This is a genomic window from Parvularcula mediterranea (genome assembly GCF_013085255.1).
Taxonomy (GTDB): Bacteria; Pseudomonadota; Alphaproteobacteria; order Caulobacterales; family Parvularculaceae; genus Parvularcula; species Parvularcula mediterranea.
Window position 1 is genome coordinate 1,142,949 of the sequence record NZ_JABFCX010000003.1, and the last position, 19,481, is coordinate 1,162,429.

Genomic DNA, 19,481 nt, shown 5'->3' on the forward strand with positions numbered 1-19,481 from the left:
TCGACGACGATAGGTTGGTTGTGCACCGGAAGGTCGCCAAGAAAGGTAAGATGAAGCGGATCGCCGCTGAAGATAGGACGGCTCGGCGCGCTGGGGCGCTGTACGTGAATATGCAAATGGGGCTCGTACGACTATCCCGAGTTTCCGGCTTCGCCGAGGAGATCGCTTTCCTCCACTATCGCGCCTTCACTCGCGATGACGCTTCCGCGTCGCATGTGGGCGAGGATCACGATCGCTTCGGCGCATTTCAAGACGACGTGGTTTCCCTCGAGCGCGGTTTCGTCGAGAAAGGGAACGCGCATGTCGGGCATGTCATTTCTGACTTGCAGCACTTCTTCCGAGCATGGTGCGTGAACCGAAGCCCCGAAAATCTCATACGCAGTTGGACGAAACGGTCTCCAGCCCCTGGCGCTCGCGCCCCATCTGTTCAGCTTAACGAGATCAACCCCGAAGGATTGTCCGTGATAGTCGCGCTGACGATCGGTCGATGGTTGCCAGGTCAAGAAATGGCTGTTGACAGTCGATGTCGATCCCCCATTGGCGACCAGATACGTGCCTGCCCTGAGCGGGAAGACGAGGTCGACGGCAGTTCTCGTGGAAGGGAGATTCCTCCCAGAAAAAGCGGCCTCGTTCAGCATCGCTGCCCAGAGCCCCAACGCGCCGAGAAGGATTGAAGTCACGGTTCTCAGGATCCGAAATCGATGCGGGTCTTCTCCGTCCGGGCCCTGTCGGTACCGCGCAACCACGATGCCCAACAAGACGAGAAGGTAAAGATAGGGGGTCCACGACGGAGGGACGATCCACATACTTGTCAGCGTCAGCGCAAGAAGAGCGGACGCAACCGCCGCGGCCTGCACGAAAAATGCAAACCCCCGCCCAAGCGGCGTATACGCGAGCTAGAGAAGAAGACCTGCGGGGAGGAGAACCTGAATGGCGACCGCTATCATTTTGTCCCCCGGATCGAAGTCTCACCAAGCCGTATATCGCTCACTTCTGCACGGAAGAACGCAAAATATTCCGGGGTGCCGATCAGATTGCCCCCTTCGACCCGGGTTGGGAGGCGGTAGCCGTCAAAGCTGCGATACTCGGACAGAAAACCGCCAAAGGGCTGCTCGCGGAACTCGCCTTCGGTATTGGCATCACTCCAGCGTTTGATGAGGACCTTAGTGGGGGCACCCTCCGGATCGACGGTGATCTCGACGGCCTGTTGGAAACTGCCATAGGTAACGATCGCTCGGGCTCGATCACGATCGACCGCCTCCCACCGGACGCCGGGCCCGGGAAGAAGGCTCGCGGGGCTCCAGAATGCGGTCTCGGCGATCACCCTTCCGAAGCTTGAGCGGTGGTGGTCGGGGCCGCTGGCGCGTACCACAGGCACAGTGTTCAGAAGCCAGAAGCGGGTCCAGGAGGTCGAAGGCGTCGCTCCATCGGAGCCGCTAAGCTTTCCGAACCTGACGCGCCAGACGAGCCCGAAGGGAGGGGCGAGAATCTGCTTCGCCTCCATGGGCATCGGGTTCGGGGCCTCTCTCGACCCGTTGTCCAGCGTGCCGACCATATCGATTTCGGCAACCGTATGCAGCGGTGTCCCCGGCGCGATAGTGAAGGCGAAATAACGCCTCGCCGGTTCGGGTAGGTCCTCGACCATCGCAAGATCAAAGAGCCGGAGTTCTTTCGCCTCGCGGCTAGCAAGGCTCTGCCACGCCGACAGGTCAGACCGGTGGTCGAGCGCACGCCAGGCTCGAAGTCCGGAAAAGGTCGCCGCCACGACGAGGAGAAGAAGCCAGATCATTTTCATCGCGTCTGAGTTTTGCACCTCGGCTTGCCGCGTGTGTTCGATCTGGATCAAGGCCGTCTTCCGCGGTTGTTCCTAACCCCGCCCAGAGCAAAGGGGGCTATGGCCCGGGAGCGGCATTCCATGCTGATGGCGAGCGCACCGGATGAGCAAAACCGGGCGCAGACCGTTTTGGTCGTGCCCTTTTTCCTTCTGACTTTTGGGCTGGCGTGGTCGGTCTTCGCGCCTTTTCTTCTATGGCCGGAGTGGGCGGAGGAGCGATTGGGGGCTCTTCATGGGCGCCACCCGCTTTTCTTCCTCGCCGTCTACGCTCCGGCCCTCGTTGCGATCAGCCTCGTGTGGCGAAGCGCAGGCTCCCGAGGTCTTCGCCATTATTTTGGCCGCCTCCTTCTCTTTCGAGCTTCTTTGGCTTGGTACGCCTTTCTCGTTTTCGGGTTTCCGCTGGTCTTCTTCGCCGGTGCCCTGATCAAGGGCGAAGCGGGCTCGGCGCCCCTCCTGAAGGAGCCATGGATGACCCTTTTCCCGCTCGCCCTGATCATGCTCGTCCTCGGGCCGGTCGAAGAGATCGGATGGCGCGGCTTCGCCCTTCCCCTCCTGCAGCGGTTCCTCCTGCCTTTCTGGTCAGGGCTCGTCCTTGGAGTGATCTGGGCGGTCTGGCATCTGCCCGCCTTCGTCCTCGGCACGACGCCGCAAGCCGCCTGGGAGTTCCTGCCGTTCTTCATCGGATCGGTCAGTTGTAGCATCATTCTAACAGCCCTTTTCAACCATGCCCGGGGCAGCCTGGCGCTGTCGATGCTGTTCCACTTCCAGATGAACAACCCGCTGTGGCCGGACGCGCAGCCCTACGACATGTATCTCTTTGCTGCCGCCTCGTGCCTCGTCGTCTGGATGAACCGAGCCGGGCTCTTCTCATCGCGAGAAGCTGTGACCGATCTCTTCGGCGACGAAGCGGAGACGGCAAGATGACAAGTTTCGCCAAAAGCTTCGCCGCGGCGGTCGTGGCGCTCGCCCCTTCCGCTCTGGCCTCATCCGAGGCCTTCGTTGATGATCTCAAGCGGTCACTGACGGTCGAGGCCGAGGAAATCGCCGACGCGTTCGGCTTTCCCGGCATCACGGTCTCGGTCGCCGACGGGAACGGCGTTGTCTCGGTGGCGGTGGGCTCTGCCAACCTCGAAACTGGCGAGGAGATGACCCCGCGCACCACCATGCCGGCGGCGAGTGTGGGGAAGACCTTCGTCGCTGCCGTGGTTCTCGACTTCGTCGCTGAAGCTCAGTTGAGCCTCGATAGTCCGGTTGCCCCCTTGTTTGCGGATGATGCGTGGTTTGCCCGGCTCCCCAATGCCGAAACGATGACGGTCCGGCATCTACTGGGCCACCGCTCGGGGCTGCCTGATCACGTCAAACTCTCTGCCTTTCCAGAGATGCTCCGCCGCTCGGACCGCGAAACTGACCCGGTCGAGCTGATCTCTCTTCTTGGAGGTCTTGATCCGTTGTTTCCGGCGGGGGAAGAATGGTCCTACTCGGACACCGGCTATCTCATCTTGGGCCTGATCATCGAGCGAGTCACAGGCGAGCCCTTCGAAGACGCCGTCCGTATACGTTTTATTGAGCCCCTTGCCCTTGGGCTTACCGGCCCTTCGAACAGGCGGCAGCTTCCTGGCCTTGCCCGCGGCTACGCTTCCGAGGCCGGGGGTCTTGGTTTGCCCGTCCGATCAACCGACGGTGAAGGTCGCCTCGTCTGGAATCCAGCCATCGAAGGAGCCGGCGGCGGATTCTACTCGACGTCCAGCGACCTCGCTACTTGGGGCCGCGCTTTTCTTTCCGGACGGTTGACGAAAGAAGAGCTGTTCAAGGTCGCCGCAGAAGGGGTTCCCACAGCACCGGAACGAAGAGCGTCGCGCTACGGGCTCGGTATCGCAGTACGATCCGGTCCCGTCATGGGCGAGGCCTACGGTCATCGCGGCTGGATACCAGGCTACTCGACCAGCCTTCAATACTATCGCGCCCACGACGCTGCGATTGCTCTTCAGATCAACACTGACATCGGGATCATTGATAGCGACCGGCCCATTCTCATGGAGATCGAAGACCGGATCGCGAGTGCCTATTGCAGGGCAATACGGGATGAGCAGCAGTAGTATCAAGGAGGTCAGATGATGAACAGTATAAAGACAGAAAATAAGCATAGCGCCTATCCGGAAAGAGTTGCTGCCCTGTTTGCGCTGCTCCTTGCGGCCGCTTGCGCTGGTCAAGACTCGCCCGCTCTAGGGCTGACGGTCATAGAAGGCGTCTCAGTGATCGACGTGGAGACGGGGCGCGTCATACCGGATCAGAGCGTCGTCATCCGCGGCGACAGGATTGTCGAGGTGGCAAGCCAGCGGCGTGTCGTCCTTGCCAGGTCGAGCCGGGTGATATCGGGGGAAGGCCTCTTCCTCATGCCGGGTCTTTGGGATGCCCATGTCCATGTCTTCTCTGCGGAGGGTGAGCCGGATGTCGCGCTACCGCTCTACATTTTGCACGGCGTTACCAGCATCAGAGACATGGGTGCGCTCGTTCCGCTCCGAGAGCAGTTGACCATCAGCGAAGCGATCGCCGCTGGTAATCGCGTCGGGCCTCGTATCGTACCCGCGGGGGCGATGATCGACGGTCCGCCTGGGTCCTGGCCGGGGCAGATGGTGGCCGCCTCGCCTGAGGAAGGACGCCTTCGCGTGAGAGAGGCGGCCAATCTCGGATGGACGTCGGTCAAAGCCTACTCCCTCCTCGATAGGGCGACCTATCTTGCGATTGCCGATGAAGCGACGAAACTCGGCCTCCCTCTCTACGGCCATGTGCCGGAAGCAGTGCGACTCGATGAGGCGGTAGCTGCCGGTCAGGACGTCGTCGAGCATGTCGGCAGAGTAACGAAGGCCTGCTCGAGGGATGAAGCTGAGATGGTCGTAGGTGCCCAAGCTGCGCTGTCGCAGGACGAACCTTTCGACGCACTGATGGCGGAGATGGCGGCTCACACGATGAGAACCTTCAAGACATGGGATGAGAAACTTTGCCGACGGACGGTCGATCGGCTAGCCGCCGTGGGAATCGCGGTCGCGCCGACTCTCATGGTTGCGGATTTCTACCTCGGTGACGATCCCCAGGCCGATGATCCCCGGATGCTCACCGTTCCCGCAAACATCCGGGAAGGTTGGGGGGAGCCGGATTTTCGCCGGGCGGCGATGACCGACGACATGCTCGCCATCGCCCCCGAGGCCGTCCGGCAGGATCGCCGGACGTTCAAACTGGCGCACGAAGCCGGTGTCACCATATTGGCATCATCGGACGCAGCCTTCCTCAATCCATTTCTCTTCCATGGCTTCACACTGATCGAAGAGGTGGAACGCTATGTGGATATCGGTTTGAGCCCGGGTGATGCACTTGCGACTGCAACCATCAACCCCGCGCGGCTGTTTGGCAATGACGGGGAAACCGGACGCGTTGAAGAAGGTCGGCGGGCGGATCTGATCCTTCTCCGCCGCAGCCCTCTGGAAGATATCCGCGCCCTTAGAGAAATCGAAACCGTGGTCGCCGCCGGCCGCGTATTCGACCGGAACGATCTCGATGCTTTAGAGGCAGATCTTCGTCGCCGCGCGGAGGAGGCGGTGCCCGATTGATCCAAACTCGTGGGAGATCAAGTCGTGCGGTCGATCCGCATCCTTTCGTCCCCTTCGAGCAGTACCTTCTCCGACGTGATGCATCGGAGAAGGTGAGCTGTTTTAAAGCATTGTTGCTCTTAGCCTCCGTCCGTCCTCTTTGGCGCGGCGCTCCAGGACCGCACAGGCTTGCCGAAGTTTTCCTTCATCCTCGGTGATCGCCTCGCCGATCCGCGCGGCCTCGGCGTAGACCCCGATGGTGGCTTTCGCCGTGAAGTGGATGTCCCGCTCAACACCGAGACCGAAGGGGCCTTTGACAGCGCGCAGTTCGTCGAGGCTGACATAGCCGAGCTCCGGGAAGCCCAAGCCGAGGTCGCAGAGCCCGAAGGCTAGGGCCTCGTCCTCGGTGAGACCCATTAGGAGCCAGGTGCCGGGCCCCCAGGGACGGAAGAGCTTGACGAGAGGTGGGTGGTCCTTGGTCTCGTCTTCGAAGGCGGCTTTGAGGGCGGTGCGGTGGTCGCTGGTGAGTAGTTTCATGACGGTTCTCCTTGTTCGGAAAAGAGAACGCCCGCCCCGGTAAGAGGCGGGCGCGGGCCTCAGCCTTCGGGGTTCCAGATGATGGCGTAGACGGAGCTGTCGTCCTGTCCTGCCGCAGGGCCGAGATTGGCGTAGAGGCGCTTGGGTCCAAGCTCCGGGGCCGCGAAGGTCAGCGAGACGTAGGGCCGGCCTGAGTTCTTGCCGGTCCTCTTCCAGCCTGCCCCGATCTCGGTGCGCTCGTCGGTGAAGATGCGGAAGTCGGGCTGCTTGTCGTCCGCCTTCTCGCCGTTGGGCACCAGCTCGATGCCGCAGGCGATGGTGAGGGTCTTGAGCGAGCCCTTGTAGCTGTCCCGCTCGGGGTTGTGGGTGACGTAGCCGATGGCTGCCATGGTGGTGGTCTCCTTTTGTCCGTGGTCAGCGGGGACCATCCCTGCCGACCGAGGCCCCAAAAGGGGCGGGCGGCAGGTGGACGAACCTGGAAGGCCGCAGCGCCAGCGGAGGACCGAACGAGACCTAAAAACTGCTTCGCGATGGAATGGCCCAGCCGCAGGCAGGCCACCGGAGTTTTTCGGTGGAGGGCGGTTTCGTGCGGCTGCCGTTCGCCCCAGGGCCTGGTTGTCAGTCGGCAGGGATGGTTTTCCGTGTACCACTTGAGTGACGGAAGGAGACTGCCGCCATGGCAGCGGGTGAGATGTTGTCGATCCCTTAGGCGGGACATGCGGGCGCGGCGTTTCGGACCCTCGCCGTGACTGCTACGCGGGGTGCTGGCTGGCGATGCGGAGGCGGTGCTGCTTGGCCCGTAAAGTTCTGCTTCCAGAGCACGGCAGTCCGTTTACAGAAGATCTAGGACCGGCTCGACAGGCGGCTCGTCTCGCTGAACTTCGCCGCTGCGGTCGGTCCCAGCCTGCTCCAATCTTGACTCGGTAGGACCCACCATGATTCCTTAAGCGGCTTCTGGTAGCGAAGCCGCAGCGATGGCCACGCCCCTCCTTCGCGCGGGTGTACCTTCCCCAGCCCATGAGCGAACCGGGTGTGCTCCAGCGGGCACCCCGTCACTCTGGTCAGCGGACTTGGTTCAGGCAGCGATCCCTCATAGACCAAGGGCCAACGCTTGACGGAGCCCAGCCCATGACCCCGATCGATCTGCTCGTCCCGACCTACACCCAGATGCTGACGGCCCTCGCGGGCTGACTCGACAAGGCGGACGACAAGGATAAAGCTGTCAGCGCTTGTCTCGCGCCGGATATGTTTCCGCTGGCGACGCAGGTCCGGTTTTCGTGCCTTCAGGCTTACGAAGGCGTCCCCTATCTCCGCTGCGAAGAGTTTCCGCAAGTTTGGCACGATCTTCTCGAAGAAGGGCGCCATGGGCGAGAGAGGCCCGGCACCTTCGCGGAGGCGAAGACACGGATCGCGGATGCGGTGATGTTTCTCGGCGGGCTTGGACCGGACGCGCTCAATGACGGCGAGACCGGGCCCGTCGAACTCAAACTTCCCGATGGGCGCGTCTTCGATATGACGGGAGCGGAATATATTCGCGACTGGGCCCTGCCGCAGTTCTATTTTCACGTGATGACGGCCTATGCGATCCTCCGGCAAGAAGGTGTGCCGCTCGGCAAAGCCGACTATGTGCAGCACGCTTTTGCCTATCTGCGGAGCTGAGCCGAAAGGGTGAGGGCTCCGCCTGCGGTAAAGCCCTCGATCTCTAAGCCGCTTTAAGAGCAGCCTCGTGTTGTTGGTCCGTAAGCGTTTCTTCAGAGGCAGTGGCTTCGGCAAAACGGACGCTCTCCGGCAGCCATCCGGACGACTTGGCGCGCCTGACCGCCATCGGAACCAGATCGGCTTTCTTGCAGCTCTCCAGCCCGGTCTCCCGGCTGCCCATCTCTCGTAGTGCATCGGCGAGGGCAGGGCGGCTGAGCTTTTGGAAGTAGGCCTCGTCCGGGGTCCAATGCTGACGTAGGTCCGAGCCGAAGCGCTCGGCGATCAGGGCTGCCGTCCGACGCGCTCCGTGGTCCGGCTGATCGCTTCGGGCTTCGGTAAAGTCGAGGGAGGGGGCGAGGCAGAAGGCGCGCAGCTCCCGGCGCTCGTCCTCGGTCAGGCCTTGGACCATGGCGACGGTCTCGGCGAGGCTGTCACCCAAACGTTCGGCGAAGTGCTCCTGCCGCTCGGCGAGGGCGTGACTAACCGGCAGCTCCGAGCCCTCGGACGGATGAAAGCCGCTGATGGCGAGCTTGACGCCCTGCAGGCTCCAATGGCTGAAGGCGCTTCGAGCGAGGACGGCGGTCAGGAGAATACCCGCTTCGGCAGGGTTCGCGGCCACGTCGCGGGCGAGGGCTTGGGTGACGATCTCCGTACACCGCTTATGTACGCTATGGGGCACGCTGGGTTTGTCGGGCTTTGTCTCCGCCTTCTTTTCCTCACGGCGGACCAGCCCCCGCACGATCTTCGGCTCGCCCTTGTGGTCGAGATGCACCACCACGCCGCCCCTGGCTCGGTCGTCGTCGGTGAAGCCCGTATGTGCCCTGTCGATCTCGTCCATGCGCGCCTCGATGGCTTCGACCTCTTCCCACTCTTCGGAACTGAGGTCGTGTTCTTCAGGCTCGGTACCCTCCGGCCCGTCCAGCAGAGCTTTCAGACGCGCGACCAGTCGGCCCTGCTCCTCCTTCGCCTCGCCGGTCACTTCGTGCTTCTGGGGATGGACCCGGTAGCAGGTCTGGTGAAGTGCCGGGTCGAACGCCACCATGGCCAGGACCCAGGACCAGCCTTCGCCGCGCACCTCCTCGGCGATCTCCTGCAGCTTCTTCTCCGCAAGGCGGGTCAGAAGCCCGTTATCGGCCAAGGTATCGCCGTCTTCGCCGAACAGGTCCCGACGGACCTTGCCGCCCGCTGCCTCATAAGCCTCCAGCCCGACGAAGCGGGCCCGCTTGTCGGTGGCCGGGGTTTCGCCTTCGGTCAGGTGCCGCCGGATAGCGTGGGCGCTGATGTCGAAGCCGTGGGGCTCCAGCAACGCGACCTGCCGGTCGTGGTCGTCGGTGAGGGCGAAGGCTTGGGCCTGCTCGATGGTGATCGCGTCCCGGGCGAAGGCGTCGAAGATAGGCGGCGCGAGCCGCGCCAGCTTCAACCGCTTCTCCACCTCGCGCTCGGCGACAGAATAGGTCCTGGCGATCTCGGGCACGGTCTTCCCGTCCTCCAAGAGCCGCGCGAACTGCCGGTACTCCTCGGCGGGGTGGAAGCCGCGATGGCTGAGGCCCGCCGAAAGCGACGCCTGCCGCGCCTGTTCCTTGCTGCCGAGCCGCACGGGGACACCGTCCGTACACCCTGACGGAAGCCGGTGCTCTTTCGCGAGCTGCTTCAGGGCCAGAAGGCGGCGGCGTCCGTCATAGACAGCAACTTGCGTCTTGCCCTTAGCGTAGCCGCAGAGCGGCTGCTGCAGGCCTTCCTCGGCGATGAGGTTCGCGAGCTGCGCGATGCCCTGATCGGGCTCCGCCTCGGCGCGTGCGTTCTCTTCCGCGATGACGAGGCTCTTGAGCGGGTGGGTAATGAAGTCGGTCATGGTGGGTCTCCTTGTTCCTGACGCTTTGAATGAGCGGACGCGGCGCCCTATGGAGCGAGGCCGGACGGCGGGGCACCGCGCCCTCATCTGAAGCGCGCCGTCCGGTGTCTCAGGGATCACTACGGCTCCGGCTTCGCTCGGCCCTCCGCCTGCACAAGATCGATCAGGTCGATCTGCGCTCTGCCAACGCTGTCGAAGAGCCCGATATCGCAGGGGCGCTGCTGGCAGTCGGGGTGCCGCTTGGGACGCAAAGGCTCGCTGGCGCGAACCTTCAGCCGGTCGCGCAAGCCGACAGGTCGGACGCCTGAGATGAGCCGCTGCTCCCCCGCCTCGGTGGTCTCGATGGTGCCGGTCATCGGAAGAACCGACCCAGCGGATAGCGGGACCGAAGCTCGGCCTTGGCAGTGTCGCGGTTCGCCGCTCGAAAGTAGCCCTCGGGTTCATCGCTCTCGCTGTCCGGTCCCTCCGCCGCATAGCGGTAGAGCGGCGCGCCGATCCCCCAATAGGTCCCGCTGCGGTCATAGCCGTCACAATTGATCGGGACCCGGCCAAGGGAGAAGCGCCACGGCACCGCAGCCGAACCCTCGCGGCTCGGCCGGCCAAGGCGCGCGCCGACCTTGCCGGTCACGCTGCCACCTCTGCCACTTGCTGGCCCGCATCGGCCCCGGGCGTCTGACCCGTAAGAATGAAGTCCGCGGCTCTGGAGGCCTGTGACGCCGCCCTGAAGATCGCCCGCTTGTCCTCCTTCAGAACCTTGAGCCAGCTGCCGAGATAGTCGGCATGCCGCACGGTGGGGACGATGCCGAGCTGGGCGCAGGTGAAGGCGCTAGCCATCTCCGCCACCAGTTCCTCGCGGGCATAGTCTTTGGTGCCGAAGGATGTGGTGAGGTTGCGGTCCAGCCGCGAGGCGTGGCCGGTCCAGTGGCCAAGCTCGTGAAAGCAGGTTCAGTAATAATTGATCTGTTCCCGGAAGGCCGGTTGCGGCGGGACCTGGATGAAGTCCGGGCCGGGGGCGTAATAAGCGCGCTCACCGCCGATGCGGAAGTCTGCGCCGGTCCCAGCGATGACGGCTTCCGCCCTCGGGATCGTCTGCCGTTCGGGCAGCGGCGCGCCGCCGGTCAGAAGGTTCTCCGGCAGGCCCTCGCACTGGCTGACGTGGAACAATGTGTAGCGCTTGAGGAACGCCACCTCGCGCGCCGCTTCGCCGCTCTCGCGGGCCTTCTCCTTCTCGCTCTCCGGCGTGAAGCGGTCCGCATAGACCACGGTGCTTCCGCGCTCGCCCTTCCGCACGGCACCGCCCAATGCCAGCGCTTGCTTGAAGGTGAGAAAGTCGAGGGAAGGAAAACCCCGCTCGAAGGCCGTACCCCATAAGAGCAGGATGTTCATCCCGGAATAGCTCTTGGCGGTCGAGGCGTTGCGGGGCAGCCCCACGGTTGGCCCTACCTTCTTACCGTCCCAAGGCTGCACCCAAGGGACGGTGCCCGCCTCCAGCTGGGCGATGATCCGGTCGGTGACCTCCTGATAAAGGTCCCGCCGCTTCGCGCCTCCGGCCTTCGCCCTAGCGCCACTCTTCGGGGTTCTCGCACCCATGCTCTCGCTCCTCTCCGCTCGCATCCTTTCCCCCGCGAGGCGGGGGACCGGTAAGCGCCGGAAACCGGAGGCGAGGAGACGGTCAGCAAGTGAGGCGAAAAGACCCGTAGACGGACAGGAACGATGGACCTGTTTCGTAGGAGAACTCAGATCACTCAGACGTCTCAATCCCGAAACAGGTTGCGGACCGGCCGCCTCCGGTAGCCGGATCGAGCGTCCGGTCCCCCGACCTCGTAGGGAAAGGCACCATCAGAAGTCGCGCCGTGCCGCGGCGCGTCCCTCGCCGGGCGGCGCCCGGCCAAGCGTCAGGGATCGACGCCGGATGGCGAAGACGGCCTGTCGACGGAGGCGACGGGTTGGCTTCGTTCACGAGAGCCCGGTCCGGAGGAGGCGCTCGTTTCGAAAGGTTGATCTCCATCAAGGTGCCCTGTGGATACGATCTGCCATCCTTTCTTGGTGCACTTCGCGGTAGAAACGCTGGACGTTCCCTATGCCGGTGACGAACGATGACATCGCGGATCGGTTTCATGTCTTTTCCGAGCTGCTCGCGCTGACCGGCGGTGATCCTTTCGCCATCCGGGCCTATGAGCAGACAGCTCGCTTCATTAGAACACTGACGGTTTCTCTCGAGGGCGCCTTGATGGATGGTGAGGATCTCACGGCGTTGCCGACCATTGGTGACGACATCGCGTGCAAGATTGCAGAAGTCGTTCAGACCGGCACTTTTCATGCCCTGGACCAGCTCGAACAAAAAATGCCTCCGGATACCGCAGCCCTCCTGCTGATTCCGGGGATTGGCCCGAAACGGCTGCGCACCCTGCGAAAGGAGCTCGGTATCGTTTCACAGGAAGAGTTGCGCGCTGCCCTCGATGATGGCCGGGTGCGGCAGTTAAAGGGCTTCGGCCCCGTCTTCGAGGAGCGGGCGCGAGCAGCCCTCGACGCATCTTGATGCAGGCTTTCGCATCGACATCGGACTTACGACGGTGATCGATGAAGCGGCCCGGTTCTGGCGTTGAAACCCGAGCCCCTGCTTTGGTTGCGGTAGGTCAAGGCCGGTGGACAGAGCGTTCTTCAGATTGGTCGCGATGCAACGAGGTACTCTCCCATGCGCCACCGGTCTCAAGCTCTCTTATGCAGTGCCGCCCTGTTCTTCACCACGGCTCTGGCAAGCGATGACGGCGACATTGTCCTGCGGGCTCGCCTCGTCGAAGTGGCGCCTACGGAGGACCGCTTCGATTTCGCCCTCGAAGGCGGCGCTCCGGGCTTCGATGTCGAGAACTACCTCACCATGGAGGTGGACGTCTCGATGTTCCTGACCAAGAGGATTGCCTATGAGTTCGCGGTCCTTGCCACCACCCACGACTTCATCGGCACCGGCGCGTTCTCCGGTGAGGGTGAGGTCGCCGAGGCGTGGATGTTGATCCCCACCGCCACGCTTCAGTACCATTTCCGTCCGCGAAAACGCTGGAATCCCTATCTCGGGGCGGGCTTCCACCGGACGGTTTTCTTCGGTGAGCAGGTCTCCCGGCCGTTGGAGGCCCGCTTTGGCGAGGCTGAACTCTCGGTCGAGGGAACGACCGGCTACGTCCTGCAGGCGGGGTTCGACCGCAGTTTGTCGGACGGCTGGGCGTTCAATGTCGATATACGGTATCTGGATCTGAAGACCGACGCGGTCTTCGAGACCGAGGCGGGCGACGATATCGTCGGCATTAACCTCGATCCGGTCCTCGTCGGTTTCGGTATCGGGAAGCGCTTCTGAAACGGAAGAGGCGACCCGATAGACATGGCAGCTCCAAATACGGATGTCAGCCGCGAACGATCATCACGTCACAGGCGGCCCTCTCGATGAAGGTCGAAACACAGCTGCCGAGGATTGCGGAGGCGAAGCCCGAGCGGCCGTGACCGCCGAGGACGAGAAGGTCCGGCGTCTCGTCTTCGAGATGCCGAGCGATGACGTCGCGGGGGGTGCCGTCTTCGATATGGGCAGAGAAACGGTCCACGTAGCCCTCCTGCGCCACCGACAGCATAGCCTGGCGCTCGATGAGGTTGCTCATCTCCTCCTCCGCAAGCTGAAGGCCTTCCGCCCTGGCGATGTCCGCCTGGACCCGCCGTAGAACGGGGTCATAGGCATGCACGAAGGACCAGTTCGCGCCGGGTGCCCAGAGAAGGGCGCTGTCGACCACGGCGGCCGCGCAGTTTCCAAAGTCGACCCCTGCGAGGACACCCTCATAGGGAAAGCGGCTATCCCCATCGACCGTCAGCACCGGCAGCCGGGTCAGGCGGAGGAGCTTTTCGACCATCGTTTTGCCGAAGCTCTTCTTGCCGGTGGGTTTGTTCAGCACCACCATTGCGATGTCCTGGACCCTGGCCGTGTCCAGCAGCATGGCCGCGGTGCCGAAGCCCTCGTCACTGAATTGGGGTGCCAGTCGGCGAACGCCGAAGCTGGCCTCGACACCGTCCGGCAGGATCTCTCCCGCTGCTTTTCGCAAAGCGTCTTCCGCCGCGGCGAGAACCGCCTTCGTGGTCTCCTCGTCCATGATCGTTTCGATGCGGAGGGGTAGGCTGAAAGCCTTGGCGATCTGACCAGCCCTTTCGAGGGCCGTCAGGTCGCCTTCGGGTCTGACCGCAGTCAGGATCGTGCCGCTCCGGCGGCTGTCCGGTGTCTGTTTGTTCATTGCGCCTCGATCGGGAGAGTAAAAAGTCCGCGGCGCTCCGTTCCAGGGCAGTAAGGGGCGGAGAGCGCCGCGGCAGTCGCTAGTGACCGATACGGATCTTCTGCGTTTTCTCTTTCGCCGTCTCGGTTTTCGGGAGGACAAGGGTCAGGACTCCGTTCGCGAACTTAGCATCGACCTTGGACCCATCGACATCGTCGGGGAGGATAACCTCACGCCTGACCCGTCCGAAGGAGCGTTCGATCTGATGAAAACCGTCGCGCTCCACCTCTTCTTCGCGTGAGCGCTCGGCGGAAATTGAGAGGCGATTGCCATTCAGTTCGACATCGATGTCTTTCTCGTCCGCACCTGGCAGATCGATAGATACAGAGAACGCGCCGTTCTTCTCGGTGAAGTCGACGGCGCCGAAGCCCGGATCGCCGAAGCCCAGAAAGGGATCGGACAGCCCGGCCCGCCGACCGAAAAAGCTGTCGATAAGCCGCGACATGTCGTGGCCAAGATCGTCGTGATCCTGGGACGGGACGGTTTGCTGTGGACGGTGGTGGCGCCGCCAGGGAATGAGACCTTCTCCGCGCATGGGGAGTACCTCCTGAAGTTGACGGGTCTGTTGTAGGGACCTGACTGGGTGCTCGCCATTGCGATAGGTCAAACCTCGTGTCGGGGGTCGTAGGGGACGTCGCCCTCTTCCCCGTTTTCAGCCGAAAGAGCCTCGCGTATCCGGTCTGCGACCTCGTCCAAGGAACCCGTAGCCTCGATCACAGTCCAAGCCATGCTCGGCGGATCACCTCGCTGCGTGATCATGACTGCGGCATCGGCGTCCGAGGCATCGCCTTGCCGCCGCTTCAGTCTCTCCGACAACACATTGTCCGGCGCGGTAAGCCAGACCTTGGAGGTCGCAAGGTCCTCGAGACGAGGCGCTTCGGACGATCCCGCCAGCGCGATGTCGAGGATAAGCGGTACCCGACCTGAGATCGAAGCGGAGATCTCCTCGAACCGCTGGTAGACTTCATCGCGGGCCCAGGGCGTATAGGCGGCGTCGCAAAGGGTGTCCTCGGGCCACGTATTGTTCATGCGTTTACGGAGCACATCGCTGCGCAGATGGACGGCGCCCGGGGGCGGTAAAAAATCCGTAGCGAGTTTTGCGGCGAGGCTTGATTTCCCGGTGCCCGACCGGCCGGACAGAAGGAGGGTCACGGGCTCGACCGGCGCGAGAAAGCCCGCGGCGCTGACAAGATAGGCCTCAGCCTCCGCGCGTCGGTCTGACATCGCTTCGGCGAGGGCCCTGATGCCGAGGCGCAGGGAGGCGTAGAGGGAGAGGAGCGGGGCGGCTTCATAAGCGGCGGAGAGTCCCAGATAGCGGTTCATGACCGCGTTGGCGGCGCAAGCATGGCTGTGATGCCAGAGATCGGCGACCAAAAAGGCCAGGTCGTAGAGCGGATCGATGCGGACGAGATCGCGGTCGAACTCCAGGGCATCGTAGGCGATGACACGCCCATCGATGATGCAGAGGTTCTTGAGGTGAAGGTCGCCGTGGGTGCTGTCCAGAACCGAGGCGTTCCGCCCGTCGAGATCCTCGCCGCAGGCTGCAAAGCGCCCCGCGAGATCAGCGAACCAGCGACTGGCCCGCTCCTCTGTCTCAGCGGACAGGTCCTGTTCGAGGAGCGTCGCAGCCACGTTTTTGAGGGTAAGACGCACTTTCGAGCGCCAATCTAGCCCCTCTGCTTTCGGCGTCCCTTCGTGTCGGCGATAGAGGTGGTCGACGAAGTCGCGCAGCATCTCTCCGCTGATCCGTCCTGCCTCCATGGCCCGGTCACCGCGGTCTTGCGGCCCAAACCGGTGCATACGGACGAGCCAGTCGACCGGTACGCCCTCGCCGTCAATGGCGTGCTCGCCGTCCTTTCGGGTGAGGGGTACGATATCGCGGTAAAGCTCGCCCCCACTCTCGCGGTTGACCTCCAGTTCCTTAGCGCAGGCGGCGTGACGTTTGCCGATGGTGCTGAAGTCGGCGAAGGGCAGGTGGACGGACTTTTTTAGTTTGTAGACCGTGTCGTCCGTTAGGAAGATATGGGAAAGGTGCGTCTCCTCGTGCTCTGCTGAGGGGAGGAGACCCGCCAGAGCCGACGCGCTGTCTCTGGGAACAGGGCTCGAGGCCGAGAGGCGCGCGGCACCGTTGAGGTAGTGAACGGGCATGGGACCCCCTCAGTGCACCAAAAGCACGGGAAGCGGCGGGTCGACCAGCATGCGGTGGGTCACGCCGCCGAACATCGCTTCCCGCCACCGAGGTTTGGAATAGGCACCGATGACGAGGAGGTCGTAGCTGCCGTCGGCAGCGGTCTGAACCAGCTGCTCGTCCGGTTCTTTCTTATCGTCGCGATCCTCCGCGGTAGCCTTGATACCCTTCCGGCCAAGAACTGCGGCCATCTCTTCGGCCGATGGTCTGCCGTCCTTGGTCAGCCCCGCCGAAAGAAGGTGGACGGACTTCGCCGCGTGAAGGAGCGGCATTGCGGCCGCCACGGCCCGTTTGGCCTCGACCGAACCGTTCCAGCCGACGAGGATTCTCTGAGCTTCCTTGAAACCCGCTCCCACGGGAACGTTCAGAAGCGGTACGCCAGAGCTCGTCACTAGGTCCTCCCAGACGACGGGGGCGAGGGGAGCCGGTTCGGTTGCCGATCGGCAGAGGACGGACACATCCGAAGACCGCGCGAAGAGGCCGAAATCCTCGAAGGGGTTGGCCCCCTCGACCCGCCAGGATGCCGTCACGGCGTTCTTGTTCGGGAGGCGCTCGGTATCGATCACTTCGATGCCGCGTTCACTGCAGAAGCTGTAGAAGGCGGCTTCGAGCTTCTCCTTACGGGCTCTGACGTCCGCCTCGAGGGCCTTGAGCGTACCGACCTGCCAGTAGCCAAAGGCGATGTCGTTGGGCGGATAATGTTGCTGCAGATGGCAGGCAGACAAATGCCCTTTCTGGTGCCTGACGAGCTCCAGGGCGGTAGTGAGCCCAGCTTCAAAGCTCGGCTCGTCGATGGCGGGGACGAAAGCGAAGTCGAGGGCCATAGGTAGTCTCCTGGGCGGCATCCATTGGGGTTTTAAGACCCGAGCCCGAGGGCCCGCTCTGACCTAAGTCAGATGGTGACCGCCGACCGATGAACCGGTCCCAGGAGCCCGAAGCCTGCCCTTGCGATCGCACCGACGCCGAGGAGCGCGAGGACCATCCAGAGGAGGGGACCGACGAAGGGAACGAGACTGATGAGCAGCGCTGCGAGATACCCAAGAGCCGTCCAAGAGGCCCGGCCACCGGGGCCGAGCTCAGGCCTCGTCGCTCCCTTCAATGACCGCAAAAGCGAGCCGGTCGTGAAGGCCATTGCGGCCAGGCCAAACGGCAACAGGAGCAGGAGAAGCAGCAACAGAACGCCGCCTAGAAGAAACCCAACAACGGACATACCTAGTGCCACGATGGCGGCCGGGCCGAGGAGAGAGACGAGGACGCCAACACCGAGGCTGGCCAGCGGCTTTCGATGTGCTTGGTCGTGGGTCCTTGTCACGAGTTCCGGGAAGACCACCGCCACGACGACGGCGAGGAGTCCAGCACCGAGGGCGGTTGCCGCGAAGGCGAGGAAACCGGAGAGAACGGTCTTGGCCGGGGACGCCCTCCATCCATTCCTCTCCTCCGGCCACGGCAAAGCTTCGGTTTCTCCTTCGACGACGGCGGAGAGGTCGATCTGTGCGTCCTTGGCGCGGTAGCGGAGGTTACCGGCGATCCTGGTCTGAGGGCCAACGACAAGACGCTCGGCCGTCAGGTCGGCATCTCCGGCAATCGTTCCGTTTACAGTGAGATCGCCTCCGGCAGCCCGGATGCTGCCCCCGACTGGGGCGTTGATCGTGACCTCGCCGCCTGCTGCGTGGAGGGTACCGCCGATATCGAGCTCCGCGCCCAGACGGAGTTCACCCCCTGCCACCGTGACATCGTCCATCACGCGCCCGCTTGGGATCGACACTTTGCCTCCGGCAAGGAACGCGTCGCCGACGAGGATCTCGCTCAGGTCAAGCGCACCCCCTGCTAGGATGAGCGTTTCGGCCGAAAGGCCCTCGCTCAGGACCTGCCCACCTGCCGCCACGACGTCGTCACTCGACACCGGGTTCAGGGTGATCTCGCCGCCAGCGAAGAAGGCGATGTCGTCGAGGGCTTCCTCGACCCTGATCTCCTCACCCGCCCGGCTTTCGACCTGGGCTCTGACGGCGGCGGTCGCGAACAGGAGGAGCAGGACGAGGAAGACCAGAAAGACGAGCTGTCCGGCCAGGCGACTATCGATGGACATGAATTGGGTCTCCGCGGCTTTCGCCCCACTCTCAACCGTACCCACCACTCCGGGCTTTGACCGACATCAAGGCCGCGCCATCGCCTTCTCGCGAGAATGAGGGCGAAGGAGGCCGTCATGACGCACGACACCACGGACCGTTCATCTCGACCAGCTCCGCCGAGGACCCCGGGCAGCAAGCTGCCGCTCTTCTCTTTGATGGCTCTGCCCGCCATCGTCGCGGAAGGGCTCGCTGGTCTGCTCCAGGGTCTTCTTTTCCGCCCGATGCGAGCGAACCATGAAGAGGGCAACGCGGAGGATGCCGAAACCATCGCGCCGAGCCCTGCCTTCGGCGGCTGCGATCTCCTTGAGCGCTACGACTACGTCCCGGGCCGCCCCTTCGCCTATCCGTTGGCTGACGAGGGAGTGCTGCCCCGTGACCACGGCTGACATCAAGCGCGTTCTCGCCGCGACCGATCTTCTGGACGCATCACGTCATGTCGTTCGGCGATCCGCGCAGCTGGCGCGGTCTTTGAACGCTGACCTCAGCGTCCTTCACGTCCTGTCTGGGAACGGAGTTAAAGGCGAGAGGGGAGCTGAGGAGCAGCGCACATGTCAGGCGCTCACGCGTCAGGCAGATGCGATCGCCGACGTCGACCTGCGCCCGGATGTTAAGACGCGGCACGGCGTTCCGGGAGCGATCATAGAGGTGGAAGGCGAACGGGCCGAAGCCGACCTGTTCGTTCTCGGCTTTCACCGAGAAGTGTCCTCCGCGCCCAAGCGGCTTGGCTCTACCATGAGCCATCTTCTTCTTCATACGGACGCTGACGTCCTTCTCGTGAGAAGCAAGGAGAGTGGACCCTACCGATCTATCGTGATTGCCTGGGACGGCAGCAAGGATCTCCAATCCGCGATCGAGCGGACGAGGGTCTATGCTCCCGCGGCTGATATCGCGGTCTTTCTCAGCGTAAGCCTCAGCCGCGAGCTGGCCGCCGGTGAGGACAAGCTTCGCCGTGCATTGACTGCTGCGGGTCTCTCTCCCGCCGACTTTTCAGTTCACGTGTCGGCAGACGGGCTTCTTACCGGTCTGCGGGAAGCTTTGAGGGAAGAGAATGCCGACCTTCTGGTCCTTCCGACGAGAGGTAGTCAGGGCGGGGATCTCGGCTACGTCGCCTCGGAAATCCTGTCCCAGCGTTTCTGCGACACGCTTTGTCTTCACCGGCGGGTTTGATCCATCTCAGAACGTGTTTTCTGCGGCGCCATTAGGATTGCCATACCCCCAACCATGGAGCCCCGCATGCCTAGCGCACGAGACCAATCGAAAAACCCCACGCGCCCGTCTCAGGAAGCTGAAAAAGCCACTCGAACCGAGGCTGATCAAACCAATAATATCGATGACGCAAACGACCCGAGCACCGA

19 protein-coding genes and 3 pseudogenes are annotated in these 19,481 nt (G+C 63.2%); 9 read left to right on the forward strand and 13 right to left on the reverse strand.

Annotation, left to right across the window (positions count from 1 at the left end; genetic code table 11):
* Window positions 1–131 precede the first annotated feature (131 nt).
* Window positions 132–680, reverse strand: a complete 549-nt coding sequence (locus HK107_RS14430; RefSeq protein ID WP_173201030.1) for a hypothetical protein — start codon at window positions 678–680, stop codon at window positions 132–134.
* Between the two features lie 263 nt (window positions 681–943).
* The gene (locus HK107_RS14435; RefSeq protein WP_173201032.1) at window positions 944–1,795 is read right to left on the reverse strand and encodes a DUF6544 family protein; all 852 of its coding nucleotides are present in this window, start codon (window positions 1,793–1,795) and stop codon (window positions 944–946) included.
* Between the two features lie 507 nt (window positions 1,796–2,302).
* Between HK107_RS14435 and HK107_RS15530 the strand changes: the two genes are divergently transcribed.
* Genes HK107_RS15530 through HK107_RS14450 form a run of 3 tightly spaced genes read left to right on the forward strand, consistent with a single transcriptional unit; the run spans window position 2,303 to window position 5,439 of the window.
* Window positions 2,303–2,758, forward strand: a complete 456-nt coding sequence (locus HK107_RS15530) for a CPBP family intramembrane glutamic endopeptidase (RefSeq protein WP_198912422.1) — start codon at window positions 2,303–2,305, stop codon at window positions 2,756–2,758.
* The gene (locus HK107_RS14445) at window positions 2,755–3,930 is read left to right on the forward strand and encodes a serine hydrolase domain-containing protein (protein WP_173201034.1); all 1,176 of its coding nucleotides are present in this window, start codon (window positions 2,755–2,757) and stop codon (window positions 3,928–3,930) included. Before HK107_RS15530 ends, HK107_RS14445 begins: the two co-directional genes overlap by 4 nt.
* A 15-nt stretch (window positions 3,931–3,945) precedes the next feature.
* Window positions 3,946–5,439, forward strand: a complete 1,494-nt coding sequence (locus tag HK107_RS14450) for an amidohydrolase family protein (protein ID WP_173201036.1) — start codon at window positions 3,946–3,948, stop codon at window positions 5,437–5,439.
* A gap of 102 nt (window positions 5,440–5,541) precedes the next feature.
* Here HK107_RS14450 and HK107_RS14455 read toward each other — a convergent pair whose 3' ends face one another.
* Window positions 5,542–5,955, reverse strand: coding sequence for a DUF2958 domain-containing protein (locus HK107_RS14455; RefSeq protein ID WP_173201038.1), 414 nt, complete (start codon window positions 5,953–5,955; stop codon window positions 5,542–5,544).
* 59 nt (window positions 5,956–6,014) lie between these two features.
* Complete coding sequence (locus HK107_RS14460; protein WP_173201040.1) at window positions 6,015–6,344, reverse strand: DUF736 domain-containing protein; 330 nt, start codon at window positions 6,342–6,344, stop codon at window positions 6,015–6,017.
* An 829-nt stretch (window positions 6,345–7,173) separates the two neighbouring features.
* On the opposite strand from HK107_RS14460, the pseudogene HK107_RS14465 reads away from it, so the two are divergent.
* A pseudogene (locus HK107_RS14465) lies at window positions 7,174–7,614 on the forward strand (DUF1993 family protein); the annotation flags it as partial.
* Between the two features lie 43 nt (window positions 7,615–7,657).
* Here HK107_RS14465 and HK107_RS14470 read toward each other — a convergent pair.
* From HK107_RS14470 to HK107_RS14485, 4 genes and pseudogenes are all read right to left on the reverse strand, one after another.
* Complete coding sequence (locus tag HK107_RS14470; protein WP_173201042.1) at window positions 7,658–9,505, reverse strand: ParB/RepB/Spo0J family partition protein; 1,848 nt, start codon at window positions 9,503–9,505, stop codon at window positions 7,658–7,660.
* 119 nt (window positions 9,506–9,624) lie between these two features.
* Window positions 9,625–9,861 carry a hypothetical protein gene (locus tag HK107_RS14475; RefSeq protein WP_173201044.1) on the reverse strand — a complete coding sequence of 79 codons (237 nt, stop codon included), beginning with the start codon at window positions 9,859–9,861 and terminating at the stop codon, window positions 9,625–9,627.
* A complete protein-coding gene (locus tag HK107_RS14480; RefSeq protein WP_173201046.1) occupies window positions 9,858–10,133 on the reverse strand; it encodes a hypothetical protein in 276 nt (91 codons plus the stop codon). Before HK107_RS14480 ends, HK107_RS14475 begins: the two co-directional genes overlap by 4 nt.
* Window positions 10,130–11,095: pseudogene (locus tag HK107_RS14485) on the reverse strand (ArdC family protein). Before HK107_RS14485 ends, HK107_RS14480 begins: the two are co-directional and overlap by 4 nt.
* A gap of 490 nt (window positions 11,096–11,585) precedes the next feature.
* Between HK107_RS14485 and HK107_RS14490 the strand changes: the two are divergent.
* A complete protein-coding gene (locus HK107_RS14490) occupies window positions 11,586–12,044 on the forward strand; it encodes a helix-hairpin-helix domain-containing protein (protein WP_173201048.1) in 459 nt (152 codons plus the stop codon).
* 156 nt (window positions 12,045–12,200) lie between these two features.
* Window positions 12,201–12,854, forward strand: coding sequence for an OmpW/AlkL family protein (locus HK107_RS14495; RefSeq protein WP_173201050.1), 654 nt, complete (start codon window positions 12,201–12,203; stop codon window positions 12,852–12,854).
* Window positions 12,855–12,900: 46 nt separating this feature from the next.
* Here HK107_RS14495 and HK107_RS14500 read toward each other — a convergent pair whose 3' ends face one another.
* The 5 genes from HK107_RS14500 to HK107_RS14520 form a co-directional block, all read right to left on the reverse strand.
* Window positions 12,901–13,770: a universal stress protein gene (locus HK107_RS14500; protein WP_173201052.1), complete on the reverse strand. Its 870-nt coding sequence runs from the start codon at window positions 13,768–13,770 to the stop codon at window positions 12,901–12,903.
* A 79-nt stretch (window positions 13,771–13,849) separates the two neighbouring features.
* On the reverse strand, window positions 13,850–14,344 hold the full coding sequence (locus HK107_RS14505) for an Hsp20/alpha crystallin family protein (protein ID WP_173201054.1): 495 nt from the start codon (window positions 14,342–14,344) through the stop codon (window positions 13,850–13,852).
* Between the two features lie 68 nt (window positions 14,345–14,412).
* On the reverse strand, window positions 14,413–15,957 hold the full coding sequence (locus HK107_RS14510) for a bifunctional aminoglycoside phosphotransferase/ATP-binding protein (protein WP_173201056.1): 1,545 nt from the start codon (window positions 15,955–15,957) through the stop codon (window positions 14,413–14,415).
* Window positions 15,958–15,966: 9 nt separating this feature from the next.
* Entirely contained in the window at window positions 15,967–16,821 is an 855-nt protein-coding gene (locus HK107_RS14515) for a universal stress protein (protein WP_173201058.1), read from the reverse strand.
* 68 nt (window positions 16,822–16,889) lie between these two features.
* Window positions 16,890–18,083: a bactofilin family protein gene (locus tag HK107_RS14520; RefSeq protein ID WP_173201060.1), complete on the reverse strand. Its 1,194-nt coding sequence runs from the start codon at window positions 18,081–18,083 to the stop codon at window positions 16,890–16,892.
* Window positions 18,084–18,200: 117 nt separating this feature from the next.
* On the opposite strand from HK107_RS14520, the gene HK107_RS14525 reads away from it, so the two are divergent.
* From HK107_RS14525 to HK107_RS15770, 3 genes and pseudogenes are all read left to right on the forward strand, one after another.
* Complete coding sequence (locus HK107_RS14525) at window positions 18,201–18,512, forward strand: hypothetical protein (RefSeq protein ID WP_173201062.1); 312 nt, start codon at window positions 18,201–18,203, stop codon at window positions 18,510–18,512.
* Window positions 18,499–18,846, forward strand: a pseudogene (locus tag HK107_RS16125) (universal stress protein); the annotation flags it as partial. The gene HK107_RS14525 and the pseudogene HK107_RS16125, both read left to right, overlap by 14 nt.
* A gap of 12 nt (window positions 18,847–18,858) precedes the next feature.
* On the forward strand, window positions 18,859–19,293 hold the full coding sequence (locus HK107_RS15770) for a universal stress protein (protein WP_233061524.1): 435 nt from the start codon (window positions 18,859–18,861) through the stop codon (window positions 19,291–19,293).
* Window positions 19,294–19,481 lie beyond the last annotated feature (188 nt).